Origin of the sequence: Flavobacterium sp. CG_23.5 (assembly GCF_017875765.1) — a bacterium.
Taxonomy (GTDB): Bacteria; Bacteroidota; Bacteroidia; order Flavobacteriales; family Flavobacteriaceae; genus Flavobacterium.
The window spans coordinates 2,922,241-2,937,227 of the sequence record NZ_JAGGNA010000001.1 but is presented as its reverse complement, the minus strand read 5'-3'; the positions used below and the strand labels follow the sequence as shown (position 1 = coordinate 2,937,227).

The 14,987-nt window shown below is 33.5% G+C and carries 14 protein-coding genes; 4 read left to right on the top strand and 10 right to left on the bottom strand.

Annotated features, from left to right (window positions below; translation table 11 throughout):
• Positions 1–11: 11 nt before the first annotated feature.
• Both nadE and H4V97_RS12700 read left to right on the top strand, forming a co-directional pair.
• Positions 12–803, top strand: coding sequence for an NAD(+) synthase (gene nadE / locus H4V97_RS12705; protein ID WP_209549885.1), 792 nt, complete (start codon positions 12–14; stop codon positions 801–803).
• Between the two features lie 101 nt (positions 804–904).
• Positions 905–1,534 (top strand): response regulator transcription factor, encoded by a 630-nt coding sequence (locus tag H4V97_RS12700; RefSeq protein ID WP_196849793.1) that lies wholly within the window; start codon positions 905–907, stop codon positions 1,532–1,534.
• A gap of 1 nt (position 1,535) precedes the next feature.
• Here the strand turns inward: H4V97_RS12700 and dnaG are convergent, their stop codons facing one another.
• The 5 genes from dnaG to H4V97_RS12675 form a co-directional block, all read right to left on the bottom strand.
• The gene (gene dnaG, locus H4V97_RS12695; RefSeq protein WP_209549884.1) at positions 1,536–3,512 is read right to left on the bottom strand and encodes a DNA primase; all 1,977 of its coding nucleotides are present in this window, start codon (positions 3,510–3,512) and stop codon (positions 1,536–1,538) included.
• A 131-nt stretch (positions 3,513–3,643) separates the two neighbouring features.
• Complete coding sequence (locus tag H4V97_RS12690) at positions 3,644–5,239, bottom strand: hypothetical protein (protein WP_196849791.1); 1,596 nt, start codon at positions 5,237–5,239, stop codon at positions 3,644–3,646.
• A 48-nt stretch (positions 5,240–5,287) separates the two neighbouring features.
• Entirely contained in the window at positions 5,288–6,028 is a 741-nt protein-coding gene (locus H4V97_RS12685; RefSeq protein WP_196849790.1) for a hypothetical protein, read from the bottom strand.
• Entirely contained in the window at positions 6,015–6,575 is a 561-nt protein-coding gene (locus tag H4V97_RS12680; RefSeq protein ID WP_196849789.1) for an RNA polymerase sigma factor, read from the bottom strand. Before H4V97_RS12680 ends, H4V97_RS12685 begins: the two co-directional genes overlap by 14 nt.
• A 256-nt stretch (positions 6,576–6,831) precedes the next feature.
• Positions 6,832–7,809 carry a polyprenyl synthetase family protein gene (locus H4V97_RS12675; protein WP_196849788.1) on the bottom strand — a complete coding sequence of 326 codons (978 nt, stop codon included), beginning with the start codon at positions 7,807–7,809 and terminating at the stop codon, positions 6,832–6,834.
• Between the two features lie 227 nt (positions 7,810–8,036).
• Here H4V97_RS12675 and H4V97_RS12670 point away from each other — a divergent pair, with 227 nt between their 5' ends.
• Positions 8,037–8,921, top strand: coding sequence for a hypothetical protein (locus H4V97_RS12670; RefSeq protein ID WP_196849787.1), 885 nt, complete (start codon positions 8,037–8,039; stop codon positions 8,919–8,921).
• A gap of 53 nt (positions 8,922–8,974) precedes the next feature.
• Here H4V97_RS12670 and rlmN read toward each other — a convergent pair whose 3' ends face one another.
• A complete protein-coding gene (gene rlmN, locus H4V97_RS12665; protein ID WP_196849786.1) occupies positions 8,975–10,018 on the bottom strand; it encodes a 23S rRNA (adenine(2503)-C(2))-methyltransferase RlmN in 1,044 nt (347 codons plus the stop codon).
• 80 nt (positions 10,019–10,098) lie between these two features.
• Here rlmN and H4V97_RS12660 point away from each other — a divergent pair, with 80 nt between their 5' ends.
• On the top strand, positions 10,099–10,740 hold the full coding sequence (locus tag H4V97_RS12660; RefSeq protein WP_196849785.1) for an O-methyltransferase: 642 nt from the start codon (positions 10,099–10,101) through the stop codon (positions 10,738–10,740).
• A gap of 156 nt (positions 10,741–10,896) precedes the next feature.
• Here H4V97_RS12660 and H4V97_RS12655 read toward each other — a convergent pair whose 3' ends face one another.
• From H4V97_RS12655 to H4V97_RS12640, 4 genes are all read right to left on the bottom strand, one after another.
• Positions 10,897–11,466, bottom strand: coding sequence for a phosphatase PAP2 family protein (locus tag H4V97_RS12655; RefSeq protein ID WP_196849784.1), 570 nt, complete (start codon positions 11,464–11,466; stop codon positions 10,897–10,899).
• Complete coding sequence (locus H4V97_RS12650; protein WP_196849783.1) at positions 11,466–11,792, bottom strand: twin-arginine translocase TatA/TatE family subunit; 327 nt, start codon at positions 11,790–11,792, stop codon at positions 11,466–11,468. The genes H4V97_RS12655 and H4V97_RS12650 overlap by 1 nt, the downstream gene beginning before the upstream one ends.
• 110 nt (positions 11,793–11,902) lie before the next feature.
• On the bottom strand, positions 11,903–14,146 hold the full coding sequence (locus tag H4V97_RS12645) for a M1 family metallopeptidase (protein ID WP_196849782.1): 2,244 nt from the start codon (positions 14,144–14,146) through the stop codon (positions 11,903–11,905).
• 65 nt (positions 14,147–14,211) lie between these two features.
• The gene (locus tag H4V97_RS12640) at positions 14,212–14,715 is read right to left on the bottom strand and encodes a DUF6702 family protein (RefSeq protein WP_196849781.1); all 504 of its coding nucleotides are present in this window, start codon (positions 14,713–14,715) and stop codon (positions 14,212–14,214) included.
• Positions 14,716–14,987: the final 272 nt, after the last annotated feature.

Below are 14,987 nucleotides of genomic sequence, written 5' to 3'. Positions count from 1 at the left end.
CCTAAACTATTATGATTAAAAATACCACTATGCAAGTTGAAAAAATAAATACACATATTGTAAATTGGTTAAAAACATATGCCGAAAATGCCAATGTCAATGGATTTGTTATAGGAATCTCAGGCGGAGTTGATTCAGCGGTGACCTCAACGTTATGTGCACAAACCGGGTTGAAAGTTTTATGTGTGGAAATGCCTATACATCAAGCGCATAGCCATGTTACCCGCGGACGGGAACACATTGACCAATTAAAAATGAAATTTCCTAATGTGAGCAGTATTGAAGCTGATTTAACTTCGGTATTTGAATCATTTAAAAAAGTAGTTCCAGATGATGTTGAAACACATAAACTTCATTTATCCTTAGCTAATACTCGCGCTCGTTTACGAATGACCACACTGTATTATTTTGCAGGCATTTATGGATTATTGGTTGCTGGAACTGGAAATAAAGTGGAAGATTTTGGTGTTGGTTTTTATACCAAGTACGGCGATGGCGGTGTCGATTTAAGCCCAATTGCCGATTTAATGAAATCCGAGGTATATCTTTTAGGGAGTTATTTAAAAATACCGAATTCGATCTTAAACGCGTCGCCATCTGATGGATTATTTGGAGACGAAAGAACAGACGAAGATCAACTAGGAGCCAGTTATGACGAGCTGGAATGGGCGATGATTCAAGACGAATCAGGAAAATCAGCCAATAATTTTTCAGGAAGAGAACAAACCGTTTTCGAAATTTACAAACGATTGAATACAATTAATCAACATAAAATGAAACCAATACCCGTTTGTTTAATTTAAATGAACAAAATATTTACATTTTATGCTGATTTTCAGTTATTTACAGAAAATATTTATTAAATTTACTATCCAAAATATAAACAACGCTAAAAATTAAAACTATGATTAAAGTATGTGTTGCCGACAATTATCCCGTAGTGCATTTTGGAGTAAAATCTTACTTTAAAGATCACGCAGAAATATCAATAGTTGCTAATGTAGGTAATTTTTTGATGGTTCGGGATATACTCCTTACTAAGGACATTGATGTATTAATAATAGACCTGGAATTGGAAGGTCTGTCGAGTATTTTTGAAGTTAAAAATGTCTTGAAAAACTTCCCTAAGACTAAGATTATTATTTTCAGTGGTCTTTCAGAACAAATTTATGCACCTAATGCTATTAAAGCCGGTGTTTCTGGATTTATTCACAAAAAAGAAAAACTAGAAACTTTAGGCATTTCGATTATTAAAGTCCACCAAGGTAAAATAATCATGAATGAAACGGTTAAGAAAAACCTAGCATTAATTGCAAAACAAAGTAAGAGCGAACGATTATATCGAAAGCTTTCTAACCGTGAAGTAGAAGTTTTACGTTATTTAAGTGATGGAAAAAAGAATCACGAGATTGCTGAAATTCTAGGTCTTAACGAAAAAACAATAAGTACGTATAAATTACGTCTTTTGACAAAATTAAATGTCACAAATTTAGTCGATTTGGTAAACAAAGCGAAAACACTAGAAATAGTTTAGTCTAGTAATATCTAGACATTACTCTTCCTAATTTTTTGGAAAACGAATGGATTAATGTGTTGTAATCCATTGTTAAAGAGAGAGGCTCTGTATTATCTGAACCAGGTTCCGATGATAGAGAGCTTTTTAATTCTTCGATAATTTTGCCCACAAGAAACCATCGTAATGTTAGAATCGTTTCGGACACATTTTGACTTATAGATTCGCTTTTAGACTTTGGAAAAATATTCTGTCCTTCCCAGTTATGCAAAACTATTCTTTCATCTTCCATTAAAATATCAGTAACTTCCTGTGCAAAATCCGGTTGTAAATGCATTAAGTATTTCTCTAAACTGAAATTTTCGTTTTGATGGTAAAAGTTAATTATATCGTTAAATATATCTCTAAATAAAGGATTTGCAAGCTCAACCTCATCTTCCTGCAAGCTTAAATAGATCCTTTGATATACTTTGTATTCTTTCTTTTCTATAACATTTTCGATTTCACCTTCTGCATTTGTTTTCAAAAATGCGTCTTCAAATTCTTCTGTTTTATTTCCGTACAACAATAGAATTTCAATAATTTTTCTTTCCAAACGATATAAAACATCAACTTTTTCTACATCTGTAGGATTTTCTGTTTTTACAATTTCTAGTGCTTTATATTCTTGAATTTTCTTTTTACCAACCTCAGAAATATCTTTTTGAACTAATTGTGCCAAAGTGCTTACCAAAACCTGTTCTGAAATATCCATGATTCTGGAACATTCCTGAATATAGATTTCCCTCTGAATTCTATCCGGAATTTTAGAAATACTCACGATCATATCCCGAATCAAATCTGCTTTTTTAATAGGATCATTCTTGGCTTCATTCATCAAAAGTGAAGCTTTAAACTGAATAAAATCTTTTGCATTATTTTCGAGATAAGCCACCAAATCGTCGTAAGACGTTTTCTTAGCAAAACTATCTGGATCTTCACCATCAGGAAAAGTACATACTTTTACATTCATTCCTTCCTCGAGAATCAAATCGATTCCACGAATAGAAGCGCGTAATCCAGCAGCATCACCATCAAAAAGAACAGTAATATTTTTTGTAAGTCTGTTTATTAATCTTATTTGATCAGGTGTCAATGCGGTTCCAGAAGAAGCTACTACATTCTCAATTCCCGCTTGATGGAACTGAATCACATCCGTATATCCTTCGACCAAATAACAATTATTGAGTTTAGCAATAGACTGTTTGGCCTGATAAATACCGTACAACACTTTGCTTTTATGGTAAATATCACTGTCGGGAGAATTCAGGTATTTTGCCGCTTTCTTATCATTAGTAAGGATACGACCTCCAAAACCTAGATTCCTTCCGGACATACTTTGTATAGGAAACATCACCCGTCCTTTAAAGCGGTCAAATGGCCGGTCTTCTCTGGCTATTGTTAAACCGGTACTTTCAAGAAATTCCATTTTATATCCATTTCCTAATGCTTCTTTTGTAAAAGCATCCCAAGTTTCAGGAGAATAACCCAAACCAAACTTCTTTATCGTTTCATTAGTAAAACCTCGTTCTTTGAAATAAGAATAACCTATAGCTTTCCCTTCCTCCGAGTTTAAAAGGGTATTATGGAAATACGTTTTTGCAAACTCAGAAACCAAATACATACTTTCTCTCACATCAGTATTGGCTTTCTCTTCATCTGTCTGCTCTGTTTCTTCAATTTCGATATTATACTTTTTGGCTAAATATCTAATGGCTTCCGGATATGTAAATTGCGAGTGTTCCATCAAGAAAGCCACTGAATTACCTCCTTTACCAGAACTGAAATCCTTCCAAATTCCCTTAGCGGGAGAAACCATAAACGATGGCGAGCGCTCTTCAGAAAAAGGGCTTAATCCCTTGAAGTTGCTTCCCGCACGTTTCAATTGTACAAAATCACCGATAACCTCCTCTACTCGAGCAGTTTCGAAAACAGTATCTATAGTGGCTTTTGAAATCAAAATATAATAAACAATTTAAGAATTGAAAGAATGCAAAAATACACAAATCAAACTTCTTAAATCAACTTCTTAAATAAAAAAGCACCTCTCTCGAAGTGCTTTTTAAAGTACAAAACTAACTAAACCAATTTTTAATTGAAATCGAAACGTATTCCTAAAGAAACATTATTTTGCTTTACTACATTATCTTTAAATAAAGGGTTAAAGTCATATTTCATGTATAAACTTGCGGTTTTGTAACCAAAATAAGTACTCAAACCATAAATAAAATTAGTGGTATTGAAATCTCCTTTTGATATTTCTATTGAATTATACCCATCAATATCATACTTTACATATTGTTTCGATTTTAAATTTGTGCCAACATATCCTCCTAATCCGAAACGGAAACTATCATGCGATTTAAAATACGTTTTCCCATCTCTTTCTCTGGTTTTTGTGAAGTCAAACTCTAAGTGTACTGGAAATACTAAATTTACATTCTTAAAACGAGAGTCCTCTTGATGCACGCCATTTAATTCTAAATTAGTCTGATTTCCATCCACTACAAAATTTCTATTATCGGTAGTACGCAAATTATTGTACATCACTGATAAACCATATTTTGCATGCAACAAATTATTTTTATTTAAAATTCTTGTATTATACGTAAACCCCCATTCATAGAAATGAGAACCTAAATATCTAAAATCTGATTTGTTAACAGATCCCTTTGTTAAAACATTATTCAAGCCTGCAGCAAAAACCAACTGACTAGTGGTTCTTTTTGATTGACGATTCTCTTTATCTTTCTGGCCATTGTAAACTTTCATTGAGGTGATGTTTATTTCTCTCTGACTGGTTCCAATAGAATCTGTATTATTTCCTAACACAATCATTCTTCCGCCACCTTTATGGTCCTTCTCATCCTCAAACTTTCCATCCACGTTATCTTGAACTAATTGAATTAACTTCGCTTCCTCAATAGCGACTTTTGTCTCAATTGCATTTGCGCGTTCTTCTGCTTTTTTTAGTTTAAGGGCATCCGCTTGTTCTTTGGACATTATTTTTTTCTCAACTTCTTTATCAAGAACTTCTATTTCTACTTTTAAAGCACTCTTTTGGCTCTCTGATATAGCTTTAATTTCATTGCCGATAGCTTTTGCTTTTGTTTCAAATGAAATTACTTTATGATCTCTTCCTTTCGTAACACCCGTTTCAGTTACAGAATCATCAACTACTTCTAGCGTTACATCTTTAAACCAAATCTTTCCCGTTCCTTGCAATAAAACACCGAAAGAAATAGATGTTGCTTCAAGAGGGACAAATAGAACAACTTCATATTTTGTCCAATCGGTAGTTCTTTTTATCGCTCTCCTTTGCATGTTATCAAATGCCAGAACAGCTGCCGTGTAATAATCTACTCGCATCCAAAGTCCAGCCCACGACTTTACATTTTCACTTTTTACATAACCCGTCATTTTAACTGTTTTTCCCAAATACGCATCAGGTTTTATCGTTTTCATAATGGTTCCAAAGCCATTAATTTTACTTTGAAGCGATTTAATTTTAAAAACATTTTGATTGTTTAGGTCATTACCCGTCTCTGGTCCCATTTCATAACTATCTGGCATAGAACCTCTATAATTCCATTCGGAGCTATTTTGTATCGCATCGACGCCTTGAGCATTTACCTTACTTACCAAAGCAAGTAACATAATCGTTGTAATTAAAATAATTTTTTGCATGATTTTCGTTTTTTGATTGATGATTGATGATTGATGATTGATTTATATTTATTCTTCGTAATTTCTATTCACTAAAACTGTTTTGATAGCATTAAAATTTTTATTCAACCTCTGTAGTGCAGAATCTCTAAAAGATTGATCTAATTCTGTTTCAGCATTTGACAACAAACTATTTGCATTTACTTCAATACCTTTTCTAGTTCTTTCCGTTGTTTTATCATAAGCTTTTGTTTCATATTTAGTATTACTAACTTCTGATAATAACTTTTCTGCTGAAATGTATTTGCATTTGGTTGTTAATTCGTAATTCTTATTTGCAGAAGCACTAACTATTGAATTATTCTCTATTGAATGATCTTTAATTGAAGCTTGAACAACTTGATTTTGATTTGAATTGTTGTTTACGAGTTTTACTTTTAAAATTGAAATTCTATTAGTTCCAGAAATTAATTTTGGCGCAACGATGGGAACTAAGCCCTTTTCTTTCTCTTCCTTAGCTTTTAAACTCTTAACAGGACTATTAGTGCTTTGTGGCTCAACTTCATTTTCGAGAACTACTTCATTGCTCTTGATTTCTATGGCATTGTCTTTTTGATTAAAGTAAAAAGTTCCAATCAATAAAAAACCTACAAAACTCGCCGCAATATAAATCCAAGTAAAATTTTTACGCTTTGGTTTTTCAGAAACGGAAAGCATCGCATCCAATTTGCTCCAAGCCATTTCTGATGGTTTGATCTCTCGAGAATTCAACTTCTCTCTGAATTGTGTTTCAAATTTATTCGGTTCCATTACTGTTATTTTTTAACTTGTTGATCTGTCTTTGCAGCATCTTTCTGGCATGCGATAATTGCGATTTTGACGTTCCTTCATTAATCCCTAACATAATTGCAATTTCATGATGTTTATACCCTTCGATTGCATATAAATTGAAAACCAATTTATAACCATCCGGCAAATTATCAATCAAAAACTGAATATCATCTAATGAAAATTGACTTTCGATATCATTAAAACTTTCCTCGAAAAAGTCTTCATCCTCGATATATTTTATCTTTTTTTGCACTCTAATGAAAGAAATGCATTCATTCACCATAATTCTTCTAATCCAACCTTCGAAACTTCCATTGTGTTGAAAATTTTTCAGATTGACAAACACTTTCATAAAAGCCGTAATCATAATATCTTCTGCTTGATGAATGTCTTTAATGTATTGGCGGCAAACACTCAACATTTTTGGAGAAAACTGCGAATAAATCTTCTGTTGCGCCTGCCGATTACTTTCCACCGCTAACTGGATTATTTCATTTTCCTGTTGATGTAAGTTGATTACTTTCATAAATAATTTCAATGGTAAAATTCAATTTCAATTTCAAAGCTCAATGGCAATTTCAATGATGATGGAAAATTTTTTATTTTTATTAGTATTGATTTTTGAAATTGTTATTTACATTGAATCAGTCTTCTATTAGCATAGACGAGTGCGGAGGCAAAAAGGTTGTATCTAATTTTAATTCTTTTTATTTAAAAATTAAATTCTATAAAAAAAGCTAGTAAATTCAATGGTTTGCGAAAGAACAAAAAAATAAAAAAAATTATTTTTTTCTTTCAATTACATAATTAACCATCAGAATCAGCGCATCTTTGAACTCAGAATTAGGATAATTATCCAAAAGTAAAAGTGCCTCTTGCTGAAATTCGACCATCTTATTTTCGGCATAAAGCAATCCATTATTATTCTTTACGAATGCAATAACTTCTTTAACTCGTTTTTTGTCTTTATTGTGGTTTTTTATGGAATTGATTAACCAGCTTTTTTCTTTTGGGGTACAAGTATTCAAAACGTGGATAAGTGGCAAAGTCATTTTTTGTTCTTTGATGTCAATTCCTGTTGGTTTTCCAATGGCTTCATCCGTATAATCGAATAAATCATCTTTTATTTGAAAAGCCATTCCGATGAGCTCACCAAATTTTCGCATGTTCTCTACCTGAACTTCATCTTCAATAACTGATTTTGCACCAAGAGCACAACAGGCAGCAATAAGTGTCGCTGTCTTCTTTCGAATGATTTCGTAATAAACATCTTCTGTGATATCTAGTCTTCGGGCTTTTTCTATTTGAAGTAATTCGCCTTCGCTCATTTCGCGTACAGCGACCGAAATAATTCGAAGCAAATCAAAATCGCCATTATCGATAGAAAGCAATAAGCCTTTTGACAATAAATAATCGCCAACAAGTACTGCAATTTTGTTTTTCCAAAGTGCATTGATGGAGAAAAAACCCCTTCTGCGATTGCTGTCATCCACAACATCATCATGAACCAATGTTGCGGTATGAATCAGTTCTATAACGCAAGCGCCTCGATAGGTTCGCTCGTTTACAATCCCGCCGGAGACCATTTTAGAAGTTAGAAAAACAAACATAGGACGCATTTGTTTCCCTTTTCTATTGACAATATAATAAGTGATTCTGTTAAGCAAAGCCACTTGTGAAGTCATTGATTCATAGAACTTTTTTTCAAAAAGTTCCATCTCATCAAAAATGGGCTGTTTTATTTTAGAAGTGACATTCATTTGCCTTTCAAAGATACTATTTTGAAACAAAAAAAACGTTATCAAATTTAAGGAAGTATTTTATTTAGGAATTATTCTTCTTTATTTCAGTGAAATTATTTCTTTCTACTATTGATTACACACTTATTTAACCTTTTATTTGTACTTTTAACAACCATTTTAACATTTGAATTAAACCTTTTCCCCAAATACCTATCAAATTTAAATAAACCTAAAACCACGTTATTATGAAATCAAAATTTTTATTACTCGGAATGACTCTTAGTATTCTTGCATTTACAAGTTGCACGAACGAATCGAATTCTTCAACATCAGAAGCAATGGTGACTACAAATGATGTTGCAGTTACACAAAAAATGGATATTGCCTTCGATGATGTTTTGCTTATTGTTGACGATCAATATGAAGTAAGCGAAGGATCGTTAACTGGTAAAAGCACCGGGAATTATTATTCGTTATTACCTGCCTGCGCCACAATAAGTGAATTAGGATCAACAACTACCGTTCGCAAAATAACGATTACCTTTGGAAACCCAAATACTCCTACTTGCTCATTTAGAGGGCATTCATTAAAAGGACAGATCATTATAACACGAACCATAGGAACTACTTTCCCTAAAATTATGACCGTTACTTATAATAATTTCTACATAAATGATAACAAACTGGACGGAACTTCAACTTGGAAGAGAGAAATGATTGGAACAGGAACCGCCTTGCATCCTAAAACCACCTTTACGATGACAAGTATGACATGGACCACGACTGCAGGAGTTTACACTCGTAACGGAGAAAGAACAAGAGAAATGACTGCTGGTTTTGCCACACGTTTGAGTCCTACTGACGACATCTATTCCACTTATGGTACCTTTACAACGGCGCACCCAAATGGATCAATTTTCACTTCCTTAATCGAAATGGCAACTCCATTAATCAATAAAACTGCTTGTAGTTTATCTGCAAATCCAATGCCTTTTCCAGTATCCGGTAAATTAAAATTAACTAAAAATTCTCATTACGCCACAATTGACTATGGAAATGGAGAATGTGATAATTTAGCGATGCAATCTATTGATGGCGGTACAGCAACACCAATTGTCTTAGGAAATTAAATTATAGAAAAGATTAAAACTAAAAATGGAGTTCAATTATGAACTCCATTTTTTTATGCTTCTTTATTTGCCAGTTGACCACAGGCGGCATCAATATCTTTTCCGCGACTTCGTCTCACTTTTACAACAATCCCATTCGATTCAAGAGCTTTAATATATTCATTTATTGATTCTTCGGAGGCTTGTTGAAATTCACCATCATCAATAGGATTGTATTCTATCAAATTTACTTTGCAAGGAACATATTTACAGAATTTCACAAGAGCATCTATAGAAGCTTTATTGTCATTAATATCTTTCCAAACAACATATTCGTAGGAAATTTTACTTTTAGTTTTTCTGTACCAATATTCCAAAGATTCCCGTAAATCCGCCAAAGGGAAATTCTCACTGAAAGGCATGATTCGAGAACGAATTTCATCGATCGCAGAATGTAGCGAAACAGCCAATTTAAATTTCACGTCGTCATCAGCGAGTTTTTTAATCATTTTTGGCACTCCTGAAGTAGAAACCATAATACGTTTTGGTGACATCCCTAAACCTTCCGGCGAGGTTATCATTTCAATCGCTTTCAAAACATTGTTGTAATTCATCAGCGGTTCGCCCATTCCCATGAAAACAATATTTGATAGCGGATGGTTGTAATACAACCGACTTTCTTTGTCTATCGCAATTACCTGATCGTAAATTTCTGCGGGTTCCAGGTTTCGCATTCTTTTTAATCGCGCTGTGGCGCAAAAGTTACAATCTAAACTACAACCAACTTGGCTGGAAACACAAGCAGTTGTTCTGGTATTTGTCGGGATTAAAACTGATTCTACCACTAGACCATCGTGCAAACGAACCGCATTTTTCACCGTTCCATCTTCACTGCGCTGCATGGTATCCACTTTGATATGATTGATAACAAAGTTGGTTTCAAGCATATTTCTTGTTTCTTTAGAAACATTCGTCATGTCTTCAAAACTATGTGCGCCTTTGCTCCACAACCATTCATAAACTTGATTTCCACGAAAGGCTTTATCGCCATTGGTAACAAAAAAATCTCGTAATTGGTCTTTGGATAAGGCTCGTATGTCTTTTTTCTCGATTTGCATGGTGCAAATTTAATGACTTTTTGTTGATTTGTTGATTTGATAATTTGATAACTTTGTTCCAAATTGAAAAAACAACAAAAATGCATTTCATTTCTCAAGAATTAGAAGATTATATCGAACAACATTCACAAAAAGAGCCTGAATTATTAGCCGCGTTAAACAAAGAAACCTATCAAAAAATTCTGCTGCCTCGTATGTTGAGCGGACATTTTCAAGGTCGCGTTTTAAGCATGTTGGCTAAATTGATTCGGCCAGTAAATATTCTTGAAATTGGCACTTACACGGGTTATTCGGCACTGTGTTTGTGCGAGGGAATGCAGGAAAACGGTCAACTTCATACGATTGACATCAAGGAAGAATTGGTGGATTTTCAGAGAAAACATTTTGACAAATCGCCTTGGGGAAAGCAAATTGTACAACATCTTGGAGAAGCGATTGATATTATTACAACACTTGACTTAAAATTTGATTTGGTTTTTATTGATGCCGATAAAGAAAATTACCTCAATTATTTTGAACTGATTCTTCCAAAAATGAATAAGGGCGGGATTATTTTATCCGATAATGTTTTGTGGAGTGGAAAGGTTCTGGAGCCTTTACAACCCAATGACCTGAGCACCAAAATAATAATGGAATACAATGACTTATTAAAAAACGATCGTAGAGTAGAAACCGTTTTGCTACCTATTCGTGATGGATTGACGGTGAGCAGGGTGCTTTAAATTTAAGATCAGACAATGTAAAATTAAAAAGACATTTTGGAAACTGATGCCCTAGCCCTGATGGAAGCGGCATCCTTTTTATTGTTATTCTGACGAAGGAAGAATGACAATAAAAAGATATAGCGAACAGCGGGAAATAGCTCCTAAAATTGCTAATTATTTTGACTGTGGAAAATATTTTTGCTGTACAAGTCCATAGATATTGAACATCATAAATCCGAAAATAAATCCGAAAAAGTACCCCGTAAGAATATCTATTGGGTAATGTAATCCTAAGTATATCCTACTGTAAGCAAATATTAACGGCCATAAGAAAAGAAAACCGAAGTATTTAATTTTAGTCCTAAAATTAAAATATAAAAAAGTAGCTACAGCCATTGTATTAGCGGCGTGACCGGAGAAAAAACTAAAGGAATAGCTCTTTTTTACTACTCGAATAAAAGTGTTTATATCTGGATTATTACAAGGCCGCAATCGGTGAAATCCGTTTTTGAATAAATTGGTCGTTTGGTCTGTAAAAGTTATTAAAACAGCCACAAACAAAAGTAAAATCAAGCTTTGTTTTGTTCCTAACTTTTTAAAAATTAAATAAGCCAAAAGTAAAAAAAATGGCAACCAATTGAGTTGTTTGGTAATCATTAACCAAAGCGGGTCAAATGTTAAAGAACCTAAACCATTCAAATAGATAAATAATTCCGTGTCAAGAGAGAGTAGTTTTTCCAACATTACATTTGGCGTTTTATTGGACCTGTAATATCGCCAATTGCCTCTTTTGTTTTTTCAATTTGGGATGCTGTTTCTCCTAGCATATTCTCCTTAGCTTTGTTGATTTCTGAATTGATATTTCCTGTAATATCCGTCAATGATTTAGCATCAAATCCGTTAGCCTCAGCTCCTTTTTGAATTTCGCTTTTTATGTCATTCGTTGCATTTTTCAACTGAGCCATTGCTTTGCCCATAGTACGTGCTATTTCAGGCACTTTATCAGAACCAAAAAGCATGAGTACAATGAACATGATAAAAATTAATTCTCCTCCCCCGATGCCAAACATATTTCTTGTTTTTTAATGTTACAAAGATATATTTTTTTTAAATCTTTGTGTTTTAATTTTTTCATAAAAAAAAGACTCCCAATGGAGTCTTTTTTTATTTTTAATATTTCTTAATCAAATTTAGATTTTACTTCTGTTTTTGGCCAAGTATTATTGGTCACATCAATATCAGCTGTTTCCAATTTTGGGTCAACCTGAATCTTCTTGATTGCTTTTTGAGTTGCATAGACTTTCTTAGCCGTATCGTTGCTTTTTCTCCAAATTTGTGCTGGATATTTGAAAGTCTCCTTTGTATCATCGTCATATGTAATTTCAACGATAATAGGCATTAGCATTCCTCCCGGTTTATTAAATTCTACTTCGTAGAAATATTTCGGTGTTTTTAGGTTTGCTTTTTCTTCGGCTGTCAATTTTTGATCCACATATTCTGATAATAATTTTACTTCTTCAACTTTCATTGGTTTCTTTGAAGAGGAATTTAATTCTTTACTTGTGTCTGAAACTAGATATACAAATGGTCCTTTATCTAAACCAAAACGTCCTTTTCTTACCTTAACCTCTTTCAATTCCGCAGTTGGCGTTTCAGTAACATAATATTGTTTTACTTCATTTATTCCAATGTCAACAAAATCAGTAGAGTAAAACCAACCTCTAAAGAACCAGTCTAAATCTACAGCCGAAGCATCTTCCATGGTTCTAAAAAAATCTTCAGGAGTAGGGTGTTTGAATTTCCATCGGTTGGCATACACTTTAAATGCATGATCAAACAATTCTCTACCCATAATTGTTTCTCTAAGAATATTTAGTCCAGTAGCTGGCTTTCCATAAGCATTGTTCCCAAACTGAATAATACTTTCAGAGTTTGACATAATAGGCTCCAACATTTTTTGATCACCGCTCATGTATGGTACAATGTTTTTTGGAGGACCACGTCTTGATGGGAAATTTGTACCTAATTCCTGCTCCGCCATAAATTCCATAAATGAGTTCAATCCTTCATCCATCCAAGTCCATTGACGTTCATCAGAATTGACAATCATAGGAAAAAAGTTATGCCCTACTTCATGAACAACCACTCCAATCATTCCGTTTTTCGTTTGTTCACTAGTCACTCCATTTTCATCTGGACGACCAAAATTCCAACAAATCATAGGATATTCCATTCCTTGATCTTCTGCCGATACTGATACGGCTTTTGGATAAGGATAATCAAATGTGTGAGACGAATAACTTTTCAAAGTATGAGCAACGGTTCTGGTAGACGTTTCTCCCCAAAGCGGATTAGCCTCTTTAGGATACACTGATTCTGCCATCACCACTTTATTAGACAACTGCACTGCCATTGCATCATAGATAAACTTTCTTGAGGTAGCAATACCAAAATCTCTCACGTTTTTAGCGCTAAATTTCCATGTTTTTTTCTTATTAGAAAAACCTTTCTCATTGGCTTCAGCCTCCGCTTGAGTTACAATTACAACCGGTTTATCAAATGATTTTTGCGCTAACTGGTATCTTTTTACTTGCTCAGGTGTAAACACTTCGCTTCTATTCATTAGTTCTCCTGTCGCATCCATAATATGATCCGCCGGAACGGTGATGTTCACATCAAAATTTCCAAAAGGCAAAGCAAATTCTCCACCTCCCCAAAATTGCATATTTTGCCAACCTTCAACATCATTATAAACCGCCATTCTTGGATAAAACTGCGCGATTACGTACAATTTGTTTCCTTCCTTTTCAAAAGGCTCATAACCAGAGCGACCTCCATCCTGTATGTAATTATTAATGTTGTACCACCATTTTGTAGAAAAAACAAACTTTTCACCTGGTTTCATAGGAGTAACCAGATTGATACGCATCATGGTTTGGTTGATGGTATAGGATAAAGGATTGCCTTTGGCATCTTTTACATATTCAATGTTAAATCCACGATCCATTCCTTGTTTCAAATACTGATTTGCGAATTTTTCCGCAGGCAATACTTGTTCTATTTTTTGACTTTCTGCTAATGGCGACTGAGAATTTTTAGCTGCCTGATTTTGATCTAATTGCACCCATAAGTACTCTAAACTATCGGGAGAATTGTTATAGTACGTCACAGTTTCAGAACCACTCAATTTTGCGTTTTTATCGTCCAATTCCACATCTATTTTATAGTCTGCTTGTTGCTGATAATAAGCGGGTCCTGGAGCTCCAGATGCCGTGCGAAACATATTAGGCGTTGCTAATAAATCGTACATCTGGCTAAATTTATTGGTGTCGTATTTTCCTGTTTGTTTTGGTGTTACTGCAGGAGTTTTTTCTTGTGCAAATATAATTGCCGGAAGAAAAAACAATAAAGATAATTTTTTCATAAATGTAAATGGTGGTTATTTCAGTTTGTGAAAATAATGCTTTTTAACAAAACATTCTCGCTATATTAATACTTTAACATTCCAGATCTGGAAGAATCAGTAAAGAGTATGCTCTTTTTTGTACCAAACACCGTGACATGTGTAATATTTTGTTGTTCTGAGTTCCAATCCATCAAAAGGGAATTAGAAATACCTAGAGAATTAATTTTGGAAATTCCAGTGATATTGGAATAACATACAAGCACATCGCCGTCCAACTCTTTACTCAAAAAAGTCATAGGTTTGGATTGCCCGTTTACTTTAATGGAAAAATTTTCTGCAAGATATTTTTTCAACAAGACGACCTCTTCAGCTGTTTCTTTTTCAGTTCCTAAATAGAGCTTCTTCTTGTTCTTTTTTTCAAGTGCTTTGTTTAAATCATCCAAAAAAATGCGGGAGGTAATTTGCAACATTTTCTTTTCGGGCGCATAATTTACCTGATATATTCCCATATAGAATTTATGGAAATTAAAAGCTGATGTTGTTAGAAATAAAATTCCTAAAAAGGCAAACAAGATTGTTTTTTTCATTTTTCAAAAGTAGTAATTCTTTTAAACTCTTCGTTTTTTGTAATCAAAAAATCAATGAGTTATAATTTATTTTCAGATTTAAAAAAAGATTGAGATTTAGAAACACTTTTTACAAAAAATTATAAAAAAGCCCCAATTCTTCTTTTTAAAGCTTTACGGTTCAAGTAAAAAAAAATTATGGTAATACATTTATAGACTTTTTGGTGAAAATTTTCATGAAATTAGATTTATCCATCTTTACAGGATTTTCTATGTAACAACTTCGCAATCGT

What these genes read in the sequence shown, in the direction of transcription:
- nadE (WP_209549885.1), top strand. Translation starts at nt 12, where the DNA reads ATGATTAAAAATACCACTATGCAAGTTGAAAAAATAAATACACATATT.
- H4V97_RS12700 (WP_196849793.1), top strand. Translation starts at nt 905, where the DNA reads ATGATTAAAGTATGTGTTGCCGACAATTATCCCGTAGTGCATTTTGGA.
- H4V97_RS12690 (WP_196849791.1), bottom strand. Translation starts at nt 5,239, where the DNA reads ATGCAAAAAATTATTTTAATTACAACGATTATGTTACTTGCTTTGGTA.
- H4V97_RS12685 (WP_196849790.1), bottom strand. Translation starts at nt 6,028, where the DNA reads ATGGAACCGAATAAATTTGAAACACAATTCAGAGAGAAGTTGAATTCT.
- H4V97_RS12680 (WP_196849789.1), bottom strand. Translation starts at nt 6,575, where the DNA reads ATGAAAGTAATCAACTTACATCAACAGGAAAATGAAATAATCCAGTTA.
- H4V97_RS12675 (WP_196849788.1), bottom strand. Translation starts at nt 7,809, where the DNA reads ATGAATGTCACTTCTAAAATAAAACAGCCCATTTTTGATGAGATGGAA.
- H4V97_RS12670 (WP_196849787.1), top strand. Translation starts at nt 8,037, where the DNA reads ATGAAATCAAAATTTTTATTACTCGGAATGACTCTTAGTATTCTTGCA.
- rlmN (WP_196849786.1), bottom strand. Translation starts at nt 10,018, where the DNA reads ATGCAAATCGAGAAAAAAGACATACGAGCCTTATCCAAAGACCAATTA.
- H4V97_RS12660 (WP_196849785.1), top strand. Translation starts at nt 10,099, where the DNA reads ATGCATTTCATTTCTCAAGAATTAGAAGATTATATCGAACAACATTCA.
- H4V97_RS12655 (WP_196849784.1), bottom strand. Translation starts at nt 11,466, where the DNA reads ATGTTGGAAAAACTACTCTCTCTTGACACGGAATTATTTATCTATTTG.
- H4V97_RS12650 (WP_196849783.1), bottom strand. Translation starts at nt 11,792, where the DNA reads ATGTTTGGCATCGGGGGAGGAGAATTAATTTTTATCATGTTCATTGTA.
- H4V97_RS12645 (WP_196849782.1), bottom strand. Translation starts at nt 14,146, where the DNA reads ATGAAAAAATTATCTTTATTGTTTTTTCTTCCGGCAATTATATTTGCA.
- H4V97_RS12640 (WP_196849781.1), bottom strand. Translation starts at nt 14,715, where the DNA reads ATGAAAAAAACAATCTTGTTTGCCTTTTTAGGAATTTTATTTCTAACA.